Raw genomic sequence first — 21,568 nt, forward strand, 5'->3', positions numbered from 1 at the left:
CCGTGACCACCGGGGCCCCGACCCGGGCCCCACGGCCGCGCGGAGGCGTCGCCCAGTCCCTCGGCGACTCCCTCGTCGTCGCCAAGCGCAATCTGATCCGGATGACCCGGATCCCCGAGATGATCCTCTTCGGGGTCATCCAGCCGGTGATGTTCGTGGTGCTCTTCACGTACGTCTTCGGCGGCTCCATGGCGATCGGCGGCACCCTCGACCCCGACGTCTACCGGGACTTCCTGATGGCGGGCATCTTCGCGCAGACCGTCACCTTCGCCACGGCGGGCTCGGCGGCCGGCATCGCCGACGACATGCAGAAGGGGATCATCGACCGCTTCCGCTCCCTGCCGATGGCGCGGGGCGCCGTCCTCACCGGCCGCACCGTCGCCGACCTCGTGCAGACCTCCGTCACGCTGGTCGTCCTCGCGGTCGTCGCGCTCCTCGTGGGCTGGCGCACCGGCTCCGCCGAGCCGACCAACGCCGGCAAGGTCCTGGGCGGCTTCGCCCTGCTGCTCCTCCTCGGGTACGCCTTCACCTGGATCGGGGCCCTGATCGGCCTCTCGGTCCGCACCCCGGAGGCCGCCACCTCGGGCGGCATCATCTGGCTCTTCCCGGTCACGTTCATCTCGAACGCGTTCGTGGACTCGGACCAGATGACGCCCTGGCTGCGGCACATCGCCGAGTGGAACCCGTTCAGCGCCACCGTGCAGGCCTGCCGGGAGCTGTTCGGCAACCCCGGCGTCTCGACCTCGGACGCCTGGCCGATGCAGCACCCGGTCTGGGCCTCGGTCATCTGGTCGGTCCTGATCATCGCCCTCTTCCGGACCCTCGCGGTCCGCAAGTACCGCTCGGCGGCGTCCTGACCCCCCGGGCCCGTAGGGGCCCGGGGACACCGGATCAGGGCAGGTAGCCCGAGACGACGAGGCCGCCGGGGAGCGCCAGGAAGGCGGCGCCCCCGGCGACCAGCGGCTCCCCGGCTACCTCGGCGGTGAAGCCGGGGGGCAGGCTGAGCCGGTAGGACGCGTACTCCCGCTCGCCGGTGGACAGGAAGGGGCCGGCGGCCGGATAGGTCCGGATCTCGTCCTCGCTCGTGGTCACGACCCGGTCGCCCGCCAGGTGGACGCGGTCGGCGGAGGTGTCCGCCACTCGCCACCGCTCCCGGCCGCTCGCCAGGTCGTACGCGAAGAGCGTGCCCTGCGCGTCGACGACGGCGACGAGCCCGGCGGCGTTCACCGCGGGGCCGGCCGCGACCTCGGAGCCCAGGGTCCGCACCGTCCGGAGCGTCCGCGGGTCGAGGACTCCGACGGCGCCGTCCTGCCGGGTGGAGCAGAGCACGGTGCCGCTCTTCTCGTGGACGACGAAGCCGCCGCAGTACTCCGTCCCGCGCGCCGTCTCCTTCCCGGTGGCGGCGTCCAGGGACACCGGCGTCGCGCCCACCGGGACGAGCACCCGCCCGGCTCCCGCGACCGGCTGCTCCGGCAGGCCGTCGAGCGGGGAGCGCCACAGCTCCTTCCCGTCGCGCAGGCGCACGGCCGTGACCAGGCCGGTGCGCTCGTCGCGCACGTTGACGTACGTGGAGTAGAGGACCCCCTCCCGCAGGTCGGTGCCCTTCACGGCCCAGTCGTCCCCGGGCCGGGGGACGCGCCGCCGCTCCTTCCCGTCCGCGAGCCCGTACGCGACGATCCCGTCGGGCCCCGTCACGTACGCCGTGTCGCCGACGACCGCCGGGTACTGCGGCGCGCTGCGCAGCCCTTCGCCCCGGCCCGGCACCTTCCACAGCTCCTTGCCGTCCGCCGCGCCCAGGGCGGTGACCGCGCCGCCGTTCCCCGGGCAGACCAGGACCTCCGGGGAGAGCGCGCAGGCGCCGCCGTCCGGCTCCCCCTCGGCCCGCCAGGGCGACCAGCCGGCCGGGCGGGAGGCCCGGTCCGTACCGGCCGCGCCGAAGTCGCCGGTCCGGCCCGTGCCGCCGTACGGCAGGACGACCCGGCTCAGCGAGGCGGGGGCCGGGGCCGGGGTCGAGCCCGGGGACGCCGACGCGGCCGACGCGCCGGCGGAGGGCCCGCCGGACGCCCCCGGGCCGCCCTCCTGCCCGCCCGTCCGGTTCAGGAGCACCGCGCCCGCCGTCGCCAGGACGGCCACCGCCACCGCGCCCGCCACCAGGGCGCCCCGGCGGCGCGGCCGGCCCGCCGGAGCGGCGGCCGGGACCGCCGGCCGGCCGGTCACTGCCGTGGGGGAGTACGGCACCACGGGACCGAGCGTCGGCAGGTCCGCCACGCCCGCGCCCGAGGCCGCCGCCTCCCCGGCCGCCCGGGCCGCCTCCCGGCACTCCGCGACCAGCGAGAGGACCCCGCCCGGCCACGGGAAGGCCTCCGGAGCGCCCCCGCCGCCCCCTTCGCCGCCGGGGCCGCCGAGGAGCGCCGCCAGCTCCGCCGCCGGGGGCCGCTCCGCCGGGTCGAGCCGCAGACAGCGTTCCAGTACGGGCCGCAACTCCCCCGGAACACCGTCCAGTTCGGCCTCCGCCCGGCTGATCCGGTAGATCACGGCGGCCATCTCGTCGTCGTGGAACGGCCCCCGGCCGCTCGCCGCGAACGCGAGCACCGCCCCCAGGCAGAACACGTCCGACGCGGGCACCACCGCCCGGCTCCCCACCAGGTGCTCCGGCGACATGAACCCCGGCGAGCCCACCACCAGACCGGTCGACGTCAGCGCCGTCGCCTCGAAGGCCTGGGCGATCCCGAAGTCGATCAGCTTCGGCCCGGCCGCGCCGAGCAGCACGTTCGCCGGCTTCAGGTCCCGGTGCAGCACCTTCACGCCGTGCACGGCCGCCAGGGACCGGGCGAGCGCCGCCCCCAGGGCCCGCACGGCCCCGACGGGCAGCGGACCGGTCCGTACGACGGCCTCCGCGAGCGAGGGGCCCGGCACGTACTCGGTCGCCAGCCACGGCGAGGGCGCGTCCGGGCCGGCGTCCACCAGCCGCGCCACCCCCGGCCCGTCCACGGTCCGCGCCGCCGCGATCTCCCGCCGGAACCGGGTCCGGAAGTCCTCGTCGACCTCCAGGTCCTCCCGCACGGTCTTCACCGCCACCATCCGGTGCGGATCGGCCGTCGGGGCGTCCGCGCGGCAGGCGAGGTGCACCTCGCCCATGCCGCCCGCGCCGAGCCGGGCGAGCAGCCGGTACGGGCCGACGAACCGGGGCGGCCGCCCCTGGGGCAGGACTTCCAGCAAGGGACTCACTCCTTCTCTTCGGCGGCCGAGCCGGCGGCCCGGCCGGCCGCCCCGTCGGGGGCCGTGCCGAGGGCCTCGCGGGGAAGCCCGACGGAGACGACGACCCCGGTGTCGTACACGACGTGGGCCACCCCGCCCAGCGGCAGCACCAGCGGCGGCCGGATCTCCCGGCCCAGATGGGTCCCGCCCGAGCGGTCGTACTCCTCCTCCGCACGCGGGCCGGGCGCCCCCGGCACCGGCACGACCCGCTCCTTCCCGGGCCTGCCGTCCTCGCCGATCGGCACCACCCGCAGGGCCGAGTAGTCCGCGTACACCAGCGCGCTCCCCGTGATCAGCGGAGGGGAGACGAGCTGCCGCCGCCCGTCCGCCGCGAGCGGAGGGATCGGGTAGTGGCCGAGGCGCCCGCCGGTGGCCGGGTCCAGGACGTACACCCCGTCGTGCGCGCCCGTGTCCCTCCTGTCCACCCAGCGCGCGGGGCCCGCGTCGAGGACGACGGCGGCGCGGTCGGAGACGGCGGTCGGCCAGGCGCCCGACTCCGCGACCGCGGCGGGCACCGCGAGCCGCCCCGTCCCGGCGGCCGCGAGCGTCACGGCGTCCAGGCGGTGGAGCACGAGCGGGGCGTCGTTCGCCGCGTCGAGCGGCGCGCAGTACGCGTACCGGCCCCGGACGAGCAGGGCGTCGCACTCCTTCGCCTCCGGCGGCACCTGGCCGCGCTGGTCGCCGGTCTTCGCGTCGTACGCCACGAAACCGGCGTCGCTCATCGCGTACACCAGCCCGTTCGCGGCGGCGACCGGCTCGAAGTCGCGGAAGTCCACCCGCGCGAGGTCGGCGTTGGTGAGCGCCTTGGACCACAGCTCGCGCCCGTCGGCCAGGGCGAAGGCCGCCATCCGGCCGCCGGCGTCGTCGCCGGTCGGCACGAAGACCGTGCCGTCGGCCACGACGGGCCGGGTCGCGAGCCCGCCCCCGGACGGGCCCTGCTTCTCCCAGCGCACCGCGCCGCTGCGGGCGTCCCGGACCTGGAGGCGTCCGCCGGAGAGCAGGACGGCGTACGGGCCGTGGACGGCGGGCACGGCGGTGCCGCCCGCGACGAAGACGCCGCCGGTGGGGCCGATGAAGCTCTGGTCGTCGCGCGGGTCCTCGACCAGGTCGGCGGCCCACAGCCGCTTCCCGCCCGCCGGGTCCAGCGCCTCGTACCGGCCGTCCGTCGTCCGGCAGACGAGCGCCGCCTCGCCGGCCGAGCAGCCGAACGCCGGCGCGCCCAGCTCCGCCCGCCAGGGCTTCCACCCGGCCGGGCGCTGGGCCGCGTTCTGCGCGACGAACCCGGACCCGTCGGCCGGGCCCCGGTCGTCGACGCCCGGCACCCGGGGCCCGGCGGCCTTCACGGGCGCCTCGCCCTTCCCGCCGCCCCCCCCGCCGTCGCCGCCCTCCGGCCACAACAGGTACGCGCCGGTGCCGCCGGCCGCGACCACCAGGGCCAGGGCGGCGGCGAGCAGCCGCCCCCGGCGCGGCCGGTCGCGGCCGGCGGGCACGGTGGGCGGGGACGGGGAGTGCGGGGCCCCGGGGAAGGCGCCGGGGGCGAGCGTCGGTACGGAGTGGAGGCCCGGGACGTCCGGCACGACGACGGGGCCGAACCCGGCCGGCGCCTCCAGGAGCGGCCCGCCCGACGCCACGAGCTGCGCCAGCTCCCTGCCGTACTCCCCGATGTGCTCCCGCACGCCCTCCGGCCACGGGAAGGCCTTCGCGGGGGCCGGCCCGAGCAGCTCCGCGAGCCGCTCCGGGGACGGCCGGGCCGCCGGGTCCGCGGCCAGGCAGGCGGCGAGCGTCCCGCGCAGCTCCTCCGGCACCCGGGACAGGTCGGCCTCGGCCTGCGAGACCCGGTAGAGGACGGCCGCGAGGGGGCCGTCGCCGAAGGGGTCCTCGCCGGTCGCCGCGTAGCAGAGCAGCGAGCCGAGGCAGAAGACGTCGGAGGCGGCCGTGACGCGCCGGGCCCCGGCCACGTGCTCGGGGGACATGAAGGAGGGCGTGCCGACCATCACGCCGGTGGCGGTCATGGTGGTGGCGGTGCTGCTGCGGGCGATCCCGAAGTCGATGAGGCGGGGGCCGTCGACGGAGAGCATGACGTTCCCCGGCTTGAGGTCCCGGTGCAGCACCCCGGTCCGGTGCAGGTCGGCCAGGGCGCGGGCGATCCCGGCGCCGAGCGCGCGCACGGTGGCGACGGGCAGCGCCCCGCCGCGCCGCACCGCCTGCGAGAGGCTGGGCCCGGGGACGTACTCGGTCGCCAGCCAGGGCGTCCCGGCGTCGGCGTCCCCGCCGACGGGCGCGGCGGCGTACGGACTGTCGACCAGCGAGGCGACCTTGATCTCCCGCCGGAACCGGTCCCGGAAGGCGGGCTCCCCGGCGACGTCGCGCCGCACGGTCTTGACGGCGACGAAGACGCCCTGGACGGGGGCGGCGGGCCCGCCACCGCCGCCCGGTCCCGGTCCCGATCCGGGGCCCGGTCCCGGTCCCGGGGAGGTCTCCCGGAGCCCCGCCCCCCGGGCGAGGAACACCTCACCCATGCCCCCGGCCCCGAGCCGTGCGAGGACCTCGTACGGTCCGATCCGGCGCGGCGCGTCCGCGCGCAGCGGTCCCAGCATCTCGTCGCCCCCCTGTGACGTGACGTCAGCGCGGCCTCATCGTACGTAGGCGCGCGCACGACGGAGGGCCGGACCCCGCGAGGTCCGGCCCTCCGTGGAGAAGCGGGGGTCTCAGCCGGTGTACGGCTTCGCGCTGAGGATCTTCACCGTGGCCTTCTTGCCGTTCGGCAGCTCGTACTCGGCGTCGTCACCGGCCTTCTTGCCGTTGACGCCGACGCCCAGCGGGGACTGCGGCGAGTAGGTCTCGATGTCACCGCTCGCGTACTCGCGGGAGGCCAGGAGGAAGGTCAGGGTGTCGTCCTCGTCGCCGTCGAAGGCGATCGTGACGACCATGCCGGGCTCGACGACGCCGTCGTCCGCCGGGGCCTCGCCCACCTTCGCGTGCTGGAGCAGCTGGGTGAGCTGACGGACCCGGAGCTCCTGCTTACCCTGCTCCTCCTTGGCCGCGTGGTACCCGCCGTTCTCGCGCAGATCGCCCTCTTCGCGTGCGGCGGCGATCTTGGCGGCGATCTCGGTACGCGCGGGACCAGACAGGTACTCAAGCTCGTCCTTGAGCTTGTTGTACGCCTCCTGGGTGAGCCAGGTGACGTTGTCGCTGGTCTGGGTCACAGGTGCTCCTCGTAGGTACTGGGAATACAAAGCATCGCCCTACACGGGAATGCTGTGCTGTCCCGGGTGGGCGAAACCACGAGCCTAACAATGAGTGGCGGAAAGCGGGAGGACATAAACCACGGAATGGCGTCACCCCAGGTCACCGCGGTGACCCGCCGGGACTCGTCACCGAGTCCCTACCCACCGCTACCGGGTCGTACACCCGATCAGTTCGGCGCTCGTCGCGCGGGCGGTGGTGCGCAGGGAGAAGACCTGGTCGACCCGGCCGGCGGGGTCGTCGACCCGCACGTCCTTGCGGGCCACCTCGGTCCCGTCCTCGGCGCGCGAGCGCAGCGTGCAGACGCCCGCGACGCCCTCGTCCTTGCGGATCTCCAGGTGCACCTGGACCTCGGTGGCGCTCACCACGTCGAACTTGATCATCTCGGCGCTGATCCTGCTGTCGACCACGTAGTACCAGCCGAACCAGCCGAGCAGGCCGAGGAAGAGGACCCCGAGGACCGACCCGACGATCTTGAGCTTGCGGTCGGCCCGCTCGTCCGCGGAGCGCCCGTAGCGCCCCTCGGGAAGCTGCTCTCGCACCGCGCTCATGATCGATCCTCTCGAAGCCGGGGGCGGCGGAATTTTCGACCCCCCGATTCCGTCACTATAGAGACCCCCCTCCACGACCAATCACTGAGGATCGAGTCTTGACTGACCAGCTGCGACTGATGGCCGTGCACGCCCACCCCGACGACGAGTCGAGCAAGGGCGCGGCCACGATGGCCAAGTACGTGTCCGAGGGGGTGGACGTCCTGGTGGTGACGTGCACGGGCGGCGAGCGCGGCTCGGTCCTCAACCCCAAGCTCCAGGGCGACCCCGAGATCGAGGCGAACATCCACGAGGTGCGCCGCAAGGAGATGGACCGGGCCCGCGAGATCCTCGGCGTCTCCCAGGAGTGGCTGGGCTTCGTCGACTCGGGCCTGCCCGAGGGCGACCCGCTGCCCCCGCTCCCCGAGGGCTGCTTCGCCCTCCAGGACGTCGACGAGGCGGCCGGCCGACTGGTCCGCAGCATCCGCTCCTTCCGTCCGCAGGTCATCACGACCTACGACGAGAACGGCGGCTACCCGCACCCCGACCACATCATGACCCACAAGATCACGATGGTGGCCTTCGACGGCGCGGGCGACCCCGAGGCGTTCCCGGAGGACGAGTTCGGCCCGGTCTGGCAGCCCCTGAAGCTCTACTACAACCAGGGCTTCAACCGCCCCCGCACCGAGGCCCTGCACCAGGCGCTCCTCGACCAGGGCCTGGAGTCCCCGTACGGGGAGTGGCTGGAGCGCTGGAAGGAGTTCGAGCGCAAGGAGCGGACCCTGACCACCTTCGTGCCCTGCGCCGACTTCTTCGAGACCCGGGACCGGGCGCTGATCGCCCACGCCACGCAGATCGACCCCGACGGCGGCTGGTTCCGCGTCCCCATGGAGATCCAGAAGAAGGTCTGGCCGACGGAGGAGTACGAGCTCAGCAAGGCGCTGGTGCCGACCTCCCTCCCCGAGGAAGATCTCTTCGCGGGCATCCGCGACAATGCCTGACATGAGCGCACACCTGGCACTGACCCAGCTTGTCCCCTTCGCCGCCGAAGAGCTGGACAAGAACAAGGTGACCCCCGGCGTCCTCGGCTTCGTCGTCTTCGCGGTCATGGCCCTGGCGGTCTGGATGCTGATGAAGTCGATGAACCGCCACATGGGCCGGGTCTCCTTCGAGGAGGCCCCGGACCCGGCGGCGCCGGCGGCTGTACCGGCGGAGAACTCGAAGAAGTAGCCCCCGCGGGCCGGGCCGCAGAGAACCGGCTCCCGGCCGGGCCCGCCGGGAGACGGCGCTCCCGGACCACGGGCCCCCGCCCTCCGGGCCGTACCCCAGGGGTACGGCCCGGAGGGCGCCCGCGCGTCCGGACGCGCGCGGGGAGTGACCGCCGGTGTCTCTTCCCGTACGGGGCCGGTCTCCGTCCGTACGAGCGGTCCGCGTGCGCGTACGGGTGGTTCGCCCGCCCGGTACCTTCGCGCCGGCGACCGGCAGGCGGTACGGATCGGGGCGAGGCCCCGACGGGGGCCGGGCCCGCGCCTCCTCGACGCTCCCCGGGCCCGCCGCCCGGGTGCCGGAGGTCGCCTTCAGCACGGTCGCGGCCGCCCCGGCCACCACCGCGGCGCCCGCGCCGAGCGCCCGTCCCCGCCGACGTACCGAGGGCCGGATCGGCACCGACCGCGGCGACGTCCGCGACCCCGGCGACCAGCGCGGGCGCCCCCGACCGCCCCCACCCCACCCCACGACTCGTCCTCGAAGACGCGAGCCGGACCCACAGGGGTCCGTGACCCCGGAAGATCCCCGTACGGCGATGCCGGCACGAACCGGTCGGCCGGTGTCCCGCCAGTCGGCGGCACCTCCACCCCGTCCGACGACGAGGAAGCCGCGACCTCGCACAACCATTCCCCCCACCCGTGAGTCCGATCGGGCGCGGCACTCCCGTGCCCGCTCTTCTCGTGGGAGTTCACCTTGCAATTCCGCACCACCCGCACCCGTCTCGCCTCGGCTGTCACGGCAGTCCTCGCCGTCACGGCCCTCGGTGCCGGCAGCCTGGCGACGGCGCCGGCGGCCTTCGCGGCACCCGCCTCCGGAGAGACCGCCCAGACCGGCGCCCTGCCCACCTTCCCCACGGGTGCCGAGGTCGTGGCCACAGGGCCCTCGGGCTTCCTCACGCACGACCGGTTCGCGTCCGGTGCCGGCGCCCCGACGCTGCTCTGGACCCCGTACGACGGCGGGGCGCCGACCCCGGTCGCGGTGCCGACCGGTGGCGGATGGGCCTCGGCCGGCGGCGACGTGCTCGCCGTCGGCGACGCGCCGTCCGCCCGCGACATGCGCGTGGTCACCCTCCGGAACATGGCCGTTCCGGCCGCCCCGGGCGTGACGTTCGACCTCTCCTCCCTGAACGCCTCCTACGTGACCGTCCTCGGCCCGACGAGCGTCCTCGCACAGGTGCAGAAGGGCGACGGCGAGGCGGAGTTGCTCGTGGTGACCAGGAACGGAGCCGCGCTCGAAACCCGGCCGGTGACCGGTCTGCCCGCCCACGCCCAGCGCTTCTGGAGCGACGCGCCGATCGTGAACGGGCAGGTGTTCGTCGGCCACATGGCCAGCAAGAGCGACCCGACGGCCGGCGGCCGGTCCGTCATCGACATCGCCTCCGGGTCCGTCGTCCTCACGTACGGCGCCGACGAGGGCGGCATCGACTTCAGCCACCTGCTGTTCTCCGAGTCGTACGTGGGCTGGTACGAGCGCGAGGGCACCGCGATCACCCTCACGGCGGTCTCGCGCGGCGAGAACCCGGAGCGGACCGAGAAGACCCTCAGTTCCGCGCAGACCGACCTCACCACGCTTGCGGGCGACTGGCTAATCTACGGGAACCCGTGGGCGGGCCTCAGGGCCTACTCCCTGTCCTCCAACGACAGCCGCCCCGTCACCAACGCGTCCGGTACGACCGGCCTGGCGGCCGCGGGCGACGGCACCTCGGTGGTCAGCGGCGAGCGGCCCGACGGCACCCGCGGCCTGTTCCGGCTGGGGACCGCGGACGACGGCGACCTGACCGTCACCAAGATCGCGGACATGGACCTCGGCACCCCGCTGGCCGTCGTGCGGTCCGACGTCCCCGCGACGGTGAACCTCGACAAGAGCGGCGGCAGGGTGACGCTGGCGTGGACGCTGTCGCGCCCCGACGCCACCATGGACGTGACGCTCACCCACGTCGCGACGGGCAAGGTCTTCCGCCAGTACCTCGCACCCGTCACGGACGGCACCTCCCGCTTCTCCTTCGACTGGGCCGGGGAGGTCTTCGGATCGAACATGCCCCACGCGGACGACGCGCCGAACGGCGCGTACACGGTCGCGATGGAGGCCAGGCAGGTCGACGCCGTCGGCGGGGCCGTCCGGGACGTCCGGCGCATGGAACTCGGCCGGACGCCCAACCCGCACGACTTCACGGACAACGGCTCCACCGACCTCCTCGCCCGGGACGCCGCCGGGGTGCTGTGGCGCGACGACCTGCGGGACCGGCCGCTGAACGGACAGGTCAGGACGGTCCAGCGGAGCCGGGTCGGCGCCGGCTGGAACACGTACAAGCACATCGAGGCCGTCGGGAACATCGGCGGCGCCGCCCACGGCGACCTGGTCGGCCTCGACGGCTCCGGCGTCCTCTGGAGCTACCCCGGCAAGGGCGACGGCACCTTCGCCCCCCGCACCCGGGTCGGCCCCGGCTGGGGCGTCTACGACAAGATCACCGGTGGCAGCGATCTGAACGGCGACGGCCGGTCCGACCTCCTCGCCACCGACGCCGCCGGCGGCCTCTGGTTCTACAAGGGCACCGGCAGCTGGTCCGCGCCCTTCGCGCCCCGCGTCAGGGTGGCCACCGGCTGGGGCGTCTACAACCAGATCACCGCCACCGGCAACATCGCGGGCGGGCCCGCCGGCGACCTCGTCGCCCGCGACAAGGACGGCGTCCTCTGGCTCCACCTCGGCAAGGGCGACGGCACCTTCGCCCCCCGCGCCCGCGTCGGCGGCGGCTGGAACGCCTTCTCCCGGCTCGTCGGCGCGGGCGACCTCGACAACGACGGCCGCCCCGACCTGATCGCGTACGGAGCGGCCGGCACCTACGTCTACCGCTCGACGGGCTCGTGGAGTTCGCCGTTCACCCGCCAGACGACGCCCCTGTACGCCGGCGAGGGAACCAGGTTCACCGACGTCGCCTGACCCGCCCCGGCGCGGGAACCGCCCCGATACCTCCGTACCGACCCGGTATCGGGGCGACCCTCCGCCTCGGAACACCCGCACCGGACGCCGACGGGCCCGTAAGGACTTCGCCGGCCGCGCCGAGCGCTGTGAGAGGCTGGATCACATGAACCGGCTGGCTGGTGTGACCTCCCCGTATCTGCTGCAGCACGCTGACAACCCGGTCGACTGGTGGCCGTGGGGCCCGGAGGCCTTCGAGGAGGCCCGTCGGCGCGACGTGCCCGTGCTGCTGTCGGTCGGTTACTCGGCGTGCCACTGGTGCCACGTCATGGCCCACGAGTCCTTCGAGGACGAGGCCACCGCCGCGCTGGTCAACGACAACTTCGTGGCCGTCAAGGTCGACCGCGAGGAGCGGCCCGACGTCGACGCCGTCTACATGGAGGCCGTCCAGGCCGCCACCGGGCAGGGCGGCTGGCCGATGACCGTCTTCCTCACGCCGGACGCCGCCCCCTTCTACTTCGGCACGTACTTCCCGCCCGAGCCCCGCCACGGCATGCCCTCCTTCACCGAGGTCCTGGCCGGCGTCCGGGACGCCTGGGCCGGGCGGCGCGGGGAGGTCGACGAGGTCGCGGACCGGATCGTCAAGGAGCTCGCCGGCCGCTCCCTCGCGTACGGCGGCGACGGCGTTCCCGGCGAGGAGGACCTCGCCCAGGCCCTCCTCGGCCTCACCCGCGAGTACGACGCCACCCGCGGCGGCTTCGGCGGCGCCCCCAAGTTCCCGCCGTCGATGGTCCTGGAGTTCCTGCTCCGCCACCACGCCCGCACGGGCTCCGAGGGCGCCCTCCAGATGGCCTCCGACACCTGCGAGGCCATGGCCCGCGGCGGCATCTACGACCAGCTCGGCGGCGGCTTCGCCCGCTACGCCGTCGACCGCACCTGGACGGTCCCGCACTTCGAGAAGATGCTGTACGACAACGCCCTGCTCTGCCGGGTGTACGCGCACCTCTGGAAGGCCACCGGCAGCGACCTCGCCCGCCGGATCGCCCTGGAGACCGCCGACTTCCTGGTACGGGAACTGCGCACCCCCGAGGGCGGTTTCGCCTCCGCGCTCGACGCCGACTCCGACGACGGCACCGGCAGGCACGTCGAGGGCGCCTACTACGTCTGGACCCCCGAGCAGCTCGCCGGAGTCCTCGGTCCCGAGGACGCGGCCGTCGCCGCCGCCCACTACGGCGTCACCGAGGACGGCACCTTCGAGGAGGGCAGCTCCGTCCTCCAGCTCCCGCAGGACGCGGGCGTGGCCGACGCCGAGCGGATCGCGTCGATCGCGGACCGGCTCCGCGCCGCCCGCGACGAGCGCCCCCGCCCGGGCCGGGACGACAAGGTCGTCGCCGCCTGGAACGGCCTCGCGATCGCCGCGCTCGCCGAGACCGGCGCCCTCTTCGACCGCCCCGACCTGGTCGAGCGCGCCACCGAGGCCGCCGACCTGCTCGTCCGGGTCCACATGGACGAGGGCGCCCGCCTCACCCGTACGTCCAAGGACGGCCGGCCCGGCACCAACGCGGGCGTCCTGGAGGACTACGCCGACGTCGCCGAGGGCTTCCTCGCCCTCGCCGCCGTCACCGGCGAGGGCGCCTGGCTCGAGTTCGCCGGCTTCCTCCTGGACCTCGTCCTCGACCGCTTCACCGCCGAGGGCGGCGCGCTGTACGACACGGCCCACGACGCCGAGACCCTCATTCGGCGCCCCCAGGACCCCACCGACAACGCCACCCCGTCCGGCTGGACCGCCGCCGCCGGAGCCCTGCTCTCGTACGCGGCCCACACCGGCTCCGAGGCCCACCGGGCCGCCGCCGAAGGCGCCCTCGGCGTCGTCAAGGCCCTCGGCCCCCGCGCGCCCCGCTTCATCGGCTGGGGCCTGGCCGTCGCCGAAGCGCTCCTCGACGGCCCCAAGGAGGTCGCCGTCGTGGGCGACCCCGGCGACGGGGCCTTCCGGGAGCTGCGCCGCACCGCCCTCCTCGCCACCGCCCCCGGCGCGGTCCTCGCCACCGGCGCCCCCGGCGACGAGGAGTTCCCGCTCCTGGAGGGCCGGCCGCTGGTGGCCGGGTCATCCGCCGCGTACGTCTGCCGCCGCTTCACCTGCGACGCCCCGGTCACCGACCCGGAGGCGCTGCGCCGGAAGCTCTGAGCAGGGCCCGGAACGGGGACGGCCCCGCCACCCCTCCGAAGAGGGGCGGCGGGGCCGCGCCGTGGTCGGAGCCGGTCGCTCAGCCGTTGCCGGCGCCGTTGCCCGACAGGACCGGGATGTCGCTGAGCAGGTGCGACAGCGCCTCGTCGCCCTTGGCCTGGGTGGAGTTCTCGACGCACTGCTGGTTCTGCGGGGAGGACAGCACGTTGATGTCCTGGACGGTGATCGGGACGAGACCGATCAGCGAACCGGCGTTGACCTTGGCCGGCAGACCCACGCACGGCTTGTTCAGGGAGCCCTGGACCAGCGCCAGCTGCGGGCTCATGTCGCCGTGGGTGGCGGAGTTGCCGTACACCTGGCTGGCACCGTTGCCGCTGAGCGAGGTGGTGCCGGTGTCGTCGGCGATCGCGAGCGCCTGCCCGGCACCCGTCGCCGTCGCGCCGAGGACCGTCGCGGCCACGGCAGCCGTAGCGAACAGCTTCTTCATCAGTTCAGGCCTTTCGGATACTGGCTCGCCGATTGCCGAGCCGTACTGACCAACCGGCGGGAATGCCGAAGGTTCCGGGAAGTCCACCGGACGGACTACGGGCAGATGAGCGAAATGCTCTGTCCCGCACCGCGTTTCGAACCGTTCGCACAGGGGTGCGCGACGCGACGCGGAGAGGATGGACAGCTCTCCCGGGGGTCTTGTGCAATGATGCGGAAATCCCAGCGGAAGGAGCGAAGATGGCGCCGGATCCCGGGAAATGGGAAAGAATGGCCTTCATTCCGAAGAGCCGGTACGTGAGCGACCCGATCCCCGCCGACCGCACCCCGTTCCCGCTCTACTCCGCCCTCGTGACGCAGTGGACGCAGGCGGGCCGCACGGTGCCGGGGATGCCGGACAGGGAGTGGGAGCGCCTGATGGTGGCCCCGGTCTGGCCGCGCTGAACGGCGGGGGACAAGACGAAAGGGGCTGCTCCCGAGGGAGCGGCCCCTGACGCGCGGACCGGGAACGTCAGTTGTTGCCGACGCCGTTGCCCGACAGGACCGGGATGTCCTCCAGGATGTGCGACAGCGGCTCGTCGCCCTTGGCCTGGGTGGAGTTCTCGACGCACTGCTGGTTCTGCGGGGAGGACAGCACGTTGATGTCCTGGACGGTGATCGGGACGAGGCCGATCAGCGAACCGGCGTTGAGCTTGGCCGGCAGGCCGATGCAGGGCTTGTTCAGGGAGCCCTGGATCAGAGCCATCTGGGGGCTCATGTTGCCGTAGGTGGCGGAGTTGCCGAACGCCTGGGTGGCACCGTTGCCGCTGAACGAGGTGGTACCGGTGTCGTTGCTGATGGCCAGCGCCGGGGAGGCGACGGCGGCCATGGAGACGGCCGCGGCCGCGGTGGCCATAACCTTCTTGATCACGGGAGTTCCCTTCTAGAACCGGCTCCGTGCAGGGAGCGACCTGATCAACAGGGACCCGGCGGCGGGGGTTCCGCCGTGTCACCCTCATGGCGGAGCGCGCGCGGCAGCGCGAAGGACGGCTCCCTACGAACGGGTGAAGCACCGGAACCTAACCCTCCGAAGCCAGTTGAGCCGGTCGCATCAATCAGGTCGATTGGTGGGAACAGGAACGGAAACACCGTGATCAAGAAGATTGTGGCGGCTGCGGCTGTTGCGGCCTCCGTCGTCGGCGCTTCTGCCGCGGCGGCCTCCCCGGCGCTGGCCATCAGCAACGACACCGGCACCACCTCGCTCAGCGGCAACGGCGCCACCTCGGCGTTCGGCAACTCGGAGACCGCGGGCGACCAGAGCCCCCAGCTGACCCTGGTCCAGGGCTCCCTGAACAAGCTCTGCCTCGGCGTTCCGGTCAAGGGCAACCTCGGCTCCCTCGTCGGTGTCGTCCCGATCACCGTCCAGGACGTCAACGTGCTGTCCTCCCCGCAGAACCAGCAGTGCGCGGAGAACTCCACCCAGGCCAAGGGCGACGAGGCGCTCTCGCACCTGGTGGACGACATCCCGGTCCTCTCCGGGAACGGCATCGGCAACGGCTGATCGTCGGCGTGTGCGGCAGGGCCGGCGGAGAACGTCACCGTTCTCCGCCGGCCCTGTTCCGTGCGGGCGATTCCGTGCGGGCGATTCCGTGCGGGCGATTCCGTGCGGGCAATGGAGTGAAACGAACGCCTCCCGCGTTATTCCGGTTTCCTTTGCGCGGGATGTTCGTTGTGTTGTGTACAGCGGAGGCCGGGGAACTCCCCTCCCCGGACATCACGAGATCCGTGAGAATTCCTCCGCCGAGGAAAGGATCCAGACGAAATGAACTGTAAGAAGGCTGCGGCCGTCGTCGCCGGAATCATCATGGCCATGGGTGCGGCGTCGCCCGCCTTCGCGGACGCCGACGCGGAGGGTGCGGCCGTCGGCTCGCCCGGCGTCCTGTCCGGCAACGTCATCCAGGTCCCGATCCACATCCCCGTCAACGTCTGTGGCAACAGCGTGAACGTCATCGCGCTGCTGAACCCGGCCTTCGGCAACGTCTGCGTCAACGACTGACCCGACGCGGTACGCGGACAGGCACGGGGCCGGCCCCGGGGAGCACCCGCTCCCCGGGGCCGGCCCTTCTTCCGGGCGGACCCCGCCGCGGTCTACTGCACGCTCCAGCGGGTCGGACGCCCCGGGTCGGCGGGGCACCCGAAGACGTCGAGCTCGCCGTGGTTCCCCACCACGACCCCGGTGGGCGCGGCGTGCGGGGCGGGGCGCAGGCCCCGGTCCTCGACCGGCGTCCAACTCGGGCTTCCGGCGTTCCACTCGGAGGTGTCGACGGTCAGCAGCAGGCGCAGGGGGGTCGCGCGGACCGCGCAGTCCATCGGGTACGGGTCGGTCACGTTCCAGGACGCGTACCCGCCCACGCGCCGGCCCGGCGGGATCGACAGGTCGTACGGGGAGGAGACGGGCCCGGAGTCCTCCCCGTACTCCCCGTCCCCCCGTTCCCCGTCTCCTTCGTCCTCCTCGTCCTCCTCGTCCTCCCGCAGTTCGGCCTCCTCCTCCAGGGCCTCCTCCCAGGCGTCGATCCGGTCCCTCAGGCCCTCGTACGGTTCCCGCGCCCGTGCCGCGGCGAGGACCTCCCGCTCCCGGTGGACGTCCCCGGGGCGCCGTCCGCGCCCGTGCGGGTGGGCCTCGGTGCACACCGGCCACGGCATCGGTCCGCCGACGGAACTCGCCGTCGCGTCCGGGCGTCCGGGGCGCGGATGCAGACGGGTGGTCGTGCCCCGGTGGGCGGCCGGCCCGGGGGAGAGCGCCTCGACGTCGGGCGGGCGCGGCGGGGCGGTCCGTGTCGTGGAGGGAGACCAGGGCCTGTCCGGCGGATCGGTGGCCGAGCAGCCCCTGGGGCCCGTCCGGTGGATCAGGGCCGGGGCCGGGTGTCCTTCCGCGCCGCCGTCGGAGGCGTCGCGGTGGAGGTCGTGTCCGGAGCGGTGCGGGGTGCCGGCGGGGCGGTGGCCGCCGGGCGCCGCGTTCCGGCGGGCGTCCACCGCCGGCGCAGTGCCGTCAGGGCCTTGCGCAGCAGGTGGACGAGCCAGGCGCGGCCCATCGCGAGCGCGGGCAGCGGGTCGTCGGCCGCGCACCACGCCCACTCGGTCCGCCGCCGCACCCCGCCGGTCTCGGCCGCGTACCGCCGGCGCGGGGCGGCGAGCAGCGAGAGCAGCGCGTAGTTCTCGGCCACGAACCGGCGCCCGTACGCGGGGGAGGGCGGGGGCACGGGACGCCCGGTGAGGTCCAGATGGAGCGCCCGGACCGCGTCCAGGCCGTCCTGGTCGGTGAAGAGCCGGAACTGCGCGCCCGGCCGGGGGTTGAAGTCGAGCAGGTGGTACGCGCCCGTCGTCCGGTCGAGCCGGAAGTCCAGGTCGCACACGCCCCGGTAGCCGAGCGCGTCCAGCAGGGTCCGGGCGGCGCGGTCCACGGCCGGGTTCACGGTCCAGCGGCCCGCGGCGGTGAGCCCGGCCCCGGTGGGCCAGGAGCGCTCCTTGCGCCCGGTCGCCCCGGTCGGGCAGCGGCCCGCCGAGTCCACGTACCCCTGGAAGAACCAGTCCAGGTCCCGGCCCCCGGGAAGGAGTTCCTGGAGCAGCAGCCGGCTGCCGGCCTCCGGGGAGCGGGCGTACAGCTCCCGGACCTCGGCGAGCGAGCGCACGATCGACGTGCTGCGCAGCCCGGCACCGGCCGGCAGCAGCCACGGCCGGCTCCACTTGGCGACCACCGGGAGGCCCAGCGCCCAGGCCATGGCGGCGGCCTCGTCGGCGCCGGTGGGGAGCGCGGTACGGGGGTGGGGCAGGCCCAGGGCCGCGCAGGTCTCGGCGAGCGCCGCCTTGTCGGCGACCCGCAGCAGCTGTGCCTCGGTCTGCTCGGGCAGCAGGAAGCGCGGGGCGAGTTCGGCGCGGCGGCGGGCCAGGGCGAGCGCGGTGACGTCGTCCAGCGGAACGGCGAGCAGCGGGGACGACGGCCCTTCGGAGACCTCGTCCCCGACCCGCAGGAGGAAGTCGGCCAGTTCGGCGGAGGTGGCGGCCGCGGGGCCGGGGCGGGCCGATTCGAGGTGGCGGGAGCGGGCCACCGGACTGGTCCGCGATTCGACGACGGCGTGCACCGGGATTCCCGCCCGGCCCAGGGAGCGGACCGCTCCCAGGGTGCCGTGGTGGAAGGGGTTCCGGTCGAGCCGTACGAGGACGGCCGGGACACGGGTGTCAAAACTCGGCACGGCATGCCCTTCGTCTCGGTGCACCAACCGGGCGATCAAATCCTCTAATGGGCCAACGAGCGAGGGAAAGCCGAGTTCACGGACGGTGTATTAGGAATACTTTCGGAACATCCGATTGACGAACTGTCACCTACTGCGCAACGCGGAGGAGCGGCCATGAAAGCTGCAAGCCGGAGAAGTTCGAGAGCATGGCTGGGGGTGTTCACCGCCGGTCTCCTCGCCTCGGGCTCCCTCGCGCTGTCGCCCCCCGCCCACGCCGAAGAACCCGTGACGACAGGGGACGCGAGGGAGACGCGGGACTCCGCTCCCTCGGTCGCCGGCGCCATGGGGGCCTTCCTGTCCTCGGGCGCGTACGGGGTCGCCCGCATCGGCGAGCTCGAACGCTGGCTCGGCGGCCGCGAACTCCGCGTCGGCCACACCTACCTGCCCGGCGACCTCTGGAAGAACATCGAGGGGCCTCCCGGCTTCCTCGACGCCTGGGCGCGCTGGCGCAACGAGAAGGCCGACCGCCTCTTCGTCCTCAACGTCCCCATGATGGAGCGCAACGAGGCCCGCGTCCCCGACGCCGAGGTCCGCCGGCTGCTCCGGCTCGGCGCGGCCGGGCACTACGACCACCACTTCAGGACCCTCGCCCGGCGCCTCGTCGAGCTGCGGGCGAACGACACCGTCGTCGTCCTCGGCTGGGAGATGAACGGCATCACCTACACCCACCGGTGCGCGCCCGACCCGGAGGCCTGGAAGGCGTACTGGAACCGCATCGTCGCCGCGATGCGCTCCGTTCCCGGCCAGAAGTTCCGCTTCGACTTCAACCCGAGCCGCGGGCGCGACGCCGTTCCGTGGACCGAGTGCTACCCGGGCGACGACGTCGTGGACATCATCGGCATGGACTCGTACGACCAGCCGCCGGGGAGCAGTTTCGAGGAACACGTCAACGAACCGTACGGCCTGCGGAAGCAGATCGATTTCGCGGCCGAGCACGGAAAACTGATCTCCTATCCCGAATGGGGCCTCTTCCGGAACGGCGACAATCCGGAATACATGCGGCGCATGCTCGAATGGATGGAGCTGCACAAGCCGCTCTACCACACGATCACCGATTACTGCCCGCACGGCGTCTGGCAGTGCGACGACAACCCGCGGTCGTCGCTGGTCTTCCGCCAGATGCTGTACGGGAAGGAGCCGGAGCCCTCGACGCCGGTGCCCACGCCCACACCTACGCCGGTACCCACGCCTACGTCCGTGCCGACGCCGGTGCCCACCCCTGTACCGACGCCGACGCCCACACCTACGCAGTCGGTGCCGACGCCTACGCCGACTCCCACGCAGCCCGAGCCGAAGCCCGCGCCGACGACGCCGACGCCGACGCCCACGCCCACGCCCACGCCGACTCCGACGCCCACGCCGACTCCGACTCCGACGCCGACGGCACCCGAGCCGAAGCCCGCGCCGACGACACCCACGCCGACACCCACTCCCACTCCGACCCCGACCCCCACGCAGCCCGTGCCCCAGTCGGACTGCTGGACCGTCGACCTCGGCTCCTGGATCGAGAGCTGGATCGGTGGGCCCGTCTGCGTGTCGCAGGGCTCCTCGAAGGACGAGGCGGACCTCGACTGGAAGGAGGCGCTCAAGGGCGTCTGGCCCTTCTGACCAGCCCTTACCGGGGCGGGCGACCCTTGACCCGGTCGAGCGCCCGCCCCGCCCAGGCCCGTTCCCGCGCCTGGCGGGCCGCCCAGCTCCGCGCGCCGGCCGCGCCCGCGCGGAGCCAGAGCAGCGGGGCCGTACCGGGCCCGGCGAGGAGCAGCCGGGAGTTGCGCACGGGCTCCGGGCGCCAGTGCTGCTTGTACGGTTCGCTGCCCCGCAGCATGCTCAGCGTGGCCCGCCCGCCCGCGCTGGTCTCGCGGGCCCCGTGCCGCAGCAGCATCGTCGCCACGTCGACCTTGCGGGCCCGCAGCGCCGGATCGGCCCCGTACAGGTAACCGCCGGCCAGCCGCGGCGACATCAGGGTCAGGTCGGCGGCGACCACGTCCCCGGCCAGCCGGAACTCGGTGACCATCGCGTCCCCCCGCTCCACCATGGGCCGCACGGCCCGGTTCAGGTGCTGGGCGAACCGCTCGCTGGTGTGCTCGGCGGTGACGCCCCGGCCCTGCCACTGGAGCCGGTGCAGCGCCAGGAGCCGGTCCAGGGCGGCCGGGACCTCCTCGCCGGTCACCACGCGCGCGTCGATGCCGAGCGCGTCCAGTTTCCGCAGCTTGGCGCGTACCCGCTGGGCCTTCCCGGAGGGGATCCGTTCGAGCAGGCCCTCCATCGGGACGGCCGGCAGCTCCAGGCACAGAGAGTCGGGCAGCCGCCTGCGCGGCCCCCGCCAGTGGGCGAAGACCCGTTCGCCGGCCGCGCCCGGCCGGACCTCCCGCAGGTCGACCACCGCGCCCCGGGCGGTCCGCGCGAGGGCCCGGGCCAGGGCGGGGACCGCCTCCGGGCAGCCGTCGTCGAGGAGCACGTCCGTGAAGTCGGTGATCGAGCCGCCGAGCAGGGTGAGGACGGGCAGCGGGCCCCGGGCCCGCATCAGGGGCGCGGCGGCGACCAGCGCGCCGTCCCCGCGCCGTACGAGCACCACCCGCAGCGCACCGGGCCGCCCGTACGAGAGCCACCAGGAGTGCAGCCAGGAGTGGGACTGGAAGGGGGTGGCGGCGGAGCAGCGGCCGTACAACGCCGTCCACTCGGCCGCGAGCCGCCCGAACCCCTCCTCGTCACGGCAGACCTCCGTCCGCAGGGCGCCCGCGGTCACACCGTCTCCGGCTGGTGCGCGCCGGCCGGGGCGGGGACCGGGGCCCCGGCCCGGCGGGAGTGGCGGGACTCGCCGCGCGCGGCGGCGCGCTTCGGGCGGACGAGGAGGGCCAGGCCGCCGAGGAGGCCGCCCGCGCAGCCGCCGACGAGCGCGGCGAGCGGCGCGGACGGGGAGACCGGGTCGAGGGGCTTCGTCGCCCGGGAGAACTGCACGACCTTCACGCCCGTGCTGGCCGCCACGTGCGAGCTGTCGAGGACGAGCGCCCTGGCCACCCCGTCGGCCATGGACACGGCCTTCGCGGGCCGCTCGGCCCGTGCGGTGATCGAGATCATCGGGGCGTCCGGTGAGGTCTCCGCCGTCACCTGCCTCCGCAGCGTCGCGGCGGTCACCCCGGCCCACACCTGGGCGTCGCCGGTCACCGCGATGTCGGTGGCGACCCGCCCGTACGCCTGGGCGAAGCCGAGCGCTCCCGCCGGGTCGGACTTCCCGGCCGGTACGACGATGACGTAGCTGGTCGCCGCGTACTCCGGCGTCTTCAGGGCCCCGTAGCCGCCGCCGAGCACGGCTCCGGCGAGGACGGCGGCGGGCAGCACCGCCCAGCGGCCGGGGAGGCGGAGCCCGGCGGGCGGGAAGGCGCGGGACGGTGTGGTGGTCTTCATGGGTC

At 74.2% G+C, this 21,568-nt stretch carries 19 protein-coding genes; 9 read left to right on the forward strand and 10 right to left on the reverse strand.

Going from position 1 to position 21,568, the window contains the following annotated elements; translation table 11 throughout:
- Positions 1 to 2: 2 nt before the first annotated feature.
- A complete protein-coding gene (locus OO47_RS19540) occupies positions 3 to 857 on the forward strand; it encodes an ABC transporter permease (RefSeq protein WP_051716171.1) in 855 nt (284 codons plus the stop codon).
- Between the two features lie 34 nt (positions 858 to 891).
- On the opposite strand, the gene OO47_RS19545 is transcribed toward OO47_RS19540, so the two are convergent.
- The 4 genes from OO47_RS19545 to OO47_RS19560 all read right to left on the reverse strand — a co-directional run bounded on the left by OO47_RS19545 (position 892) and on the right by OO47_RS19560 (position 7,055).
- Positions 892 to 3,219 (reverse strand): serine/threonine-protein kinase, encoded by a 2,328-nt coding sequence (locus OO47_RS19545; RefSeq protein WP_030217078.1) that lies wholly within the window; start codon positions 3,217 to 3,219, stop codon positions 892 to 894.
- 5 nt (positions 3,220 to 3,224) lie between these two features.
- Entirely contained in the window at positions 3,225 to 5,855 is a 2,631-nt protein-coding gene (locus OO47_RS19550) for a protein kinase domain-containing protein (protein WP_063831917.1), read from the reverse strand.
- A 111-nt stretch (positions 5,856 to 5,966) separates the two neighbouring features.
- On the reverse strand, positions 5,967 to 6,464 hold the full coding sequence (gene greA / locus OO47_RS19555; RefSeq protein ID WP_030217090.1) for a transcription elongation factor GreA: 498 nt from the start codon (positions 6,462 to 6,464) through the stop codon (positions 5,967 to 5,969).
- A gap of 189 nt (positions 6,465 to 6,653) precedes the next feature.
- Positions 6,654 to 7,055 carry a DUF4307 domain-containing protein gene (locus tag OO47_RS19560; protein ID WP_030217093.1) on the reverse strand — a complete coding sequence of 134 codons (402 nt, stop codon included), beginning with the start codon at positions 7,053 to 7,055 and terminating at the stop codon, positions 6,654 to 6,656.
- A gap of 98 nt (positions 7,056 to 7,153) precedes the next feature.
- Between OO47_RS19560 and mca the strand changes: the two genes are divergently transcribed.
- The 4 genes from mca (at position 7,154) to OO47_RS19580 (ending at position 13,401) form a co-directional block, all read left to right on the forward strand.
- Complete coding sequence (gene mca / locus OO47_RS19565; protein WP_030217096.1) at positions 7,154 to 8,035, forward strand: mycothiol conjugate amidase Mca; 882 nt, start codon at positions 7,154 to 7,156, stop codon at positions 8,033 to 8,035.
- Positions 8,028 to 8,264 (forward strand): hypothetical protein, encoded by a 237-nt coding sequence (locus tag OO47_RS19570; protein ID WP_033209644.1) that lies wholly within the window; start codon positions 8,028 to 8,030, stop codon positions 8,262 to 8,264. The genes mca and OO47_RS19570 overlap by 8 nt, the downstream gene beginning before the upstream one ends.
- Before the next feature lie 729 nt (positions 8,265 to 8,993).
- A complete protein-coding gene (locus tag OO47_RS19575; protein WP_030217099.1) occupies positions 8,994 to 11,237 on the forward strand; it encodes an FG-GAP-like repeat-containing protein in 2,244 nt (747 codons plus the stop codon).
- A gap of 145 nt (positions 11,238 to 11,382) precedes the next feature.
- Positions 11,383 to 13,401 (forward strand): thioredoxin domain-containing protein, encoded by a 2,019-nt coding sequence (locus OO47_RS19580; protein WP_030217101.1) that lies wholly within the window; start codon positions 11,383 to 11,385, stop codon positions 13,399 to 13,401.
- Between the two features lie 79 nt (positions 13,402 to 13,480).
- Here OO47_RS19580 and OO47_RS19585 read toward each other — a convergent pair whose 3' ends face one another.
- Complete coding sequence (locus tag OO47_RS19585; RefSeq protein WP_030217104.1) at positions 13,481 to 13,888, reverse strand: rodlin; 408 nt, start codon at positions 13,886 to 13,888, stop codon at positions 13,481 to 13,483.
- A gap of 296 nt (positions 13,889 to 14,184) precedes the next feature.
- Between OO47_RS19585 and OO47_RS37310 the strand changes: the two genes are divergently transcribed.
- Complete coding sequence (locus tag OO47_RS37310; protein ID WP_167345344.1) at positions 14,185 to 14,331, forward strand: hypothetical protein; 147 nt, start codon at positions 14,185 to 14,187, stop codon at positions 14,329 to 14,331.
- A 67-nt stretch (positions 14,332 to 14,398) separates the two neighbouring features.
- Here OO47_RS37310 and OO47_RS19595 read toward each other — a convergent pair whose 3' ends face one another.
- The gene (locus OO47_RS19595; RefSeq protein WP_030217107.1) at positions 14,399 to 14,797 is read right to left on the reverse strand and encodes a rodlin; all 399 of its coding nucleotides are present in this window, start codon (positions 14,795 to 14,797) and stop codon (positions 14,399 to 14,401) included.
- 219 nt (positions 14,798 to 15,016) lie between these two features.
- Between OO47_RS19595 and OO47_RS19600 the strand changes: the two genes are divergently transcribed.
- Positions 15,017 to 15,427 carry a rodlin gene (locus OO47_RS19600; RefSeq protein WP_030217111.1) on the forward strand — a complete coding sequence of 137 codons (411 nt, stop codon included), beginning with the start codon at positions 15,017 to 15,019 and terminating at the stop codon, positions 15,425 to 15,427.
- A gap of 261 nt (positions 15,428 to 15,688) precedes the next feature.
- The gene (locus OO47_RS19605) at positions 15,689 to 15,922 is read left to right on the forward strand and encodes a chaplin (RefSeq protein WP_030217114.1); all 234 of its coding nucleotides are present in this window, start codon (positions 15,689 to 15,691) and stop codon (positions 15,920 to 15,922) included.
- Between the two features lie 92 nt (positions 15,923 to 16,014).
- Here the strand turns inward: OO47_RS19605 and OO47_RS34435 are convergent, their stop codons facing one another.
- On the reverse strand, positions 16,015 to 16,569 hold the full coding sequence (locus OO47_RS34435) for a hypothetical protein (RefSeq protein ID WP_078489747.1): 555 nt from the start codon (positions 16,567 to 16,569) through the stop codon (positions 16,015 to 16,017).
- A 203-nt stretch (positions 16,570 to 16,772) separates the two neighbouring features.
- Positions 16,773 to 18,116: an ATP-grasp domain-containing protein gene (locus OO47_RS19615; RefSeq protein WP_051716162.1), complete on the reverse strand. Its 1,344-nt coding sequence runs from the start codon at positions 18,114 to 18,116 to the stop codon at positions 16,773 to 16,775.
- A 156-nt stretch (positions 18,117 to 18,272) separates the two neighbouring features.
- On the opposite strand from OO47_RS19615, the gene OO47_RS19620 reads away from it, so the two are divergent.
- Positions 18,273 to 19,766, forward strand: a complete 1,494-nt coding sequence (locus OO47_RS19620; RefSeq protein WP_030217122.1) for a glycoside hydrolase family 26 protein — start codon at positions 18,273 to 18,275, stop codon at positions 19,764 to 19,766.
- Between the two features lie 7 nt (positions 19,767 to 19,773).
- Here the strand turns inward: OO47_RS19620 and OO47_RS19625 are convergent, their stop codons facing one another.
- A complete protein-coding gene (locus tag OO47_RS19625; RefSeq protein ID WP_030217124.1) occupies positions 19,774 to 20,904 on the reverse strand; it encodes a GNAT family N-acetyltransferase in 1,131 nt (376 codons plus the stop codon).
- Positions 20,901 to 21,563, reverse strand: a complete 663-nt coding sequence (locus OO47_RS19630) for a YveK family protein (protein WP_030217126.1) — start codon at positions 21,561 to 21,563, stop codon at positions 20,901 to 20,903. Before OO47_RS19630 ends, OO47_RS19625 begins: the two co-directional genes overlap by 4 nt.
- Between the last annotated feature and the right edge of the window lie 5 nt (positions 21,564 to 21,568).

The sequence above is a fragment of the Streptomyces bikiniensis genome (assembly GCF_000716625.1).
Lineage (GTDB): Bacteria > Actinomycetota > Actinomycetes > Streptomycetales > Streptomycetaceae > Streptomyces > Streptomyces bikiniensis.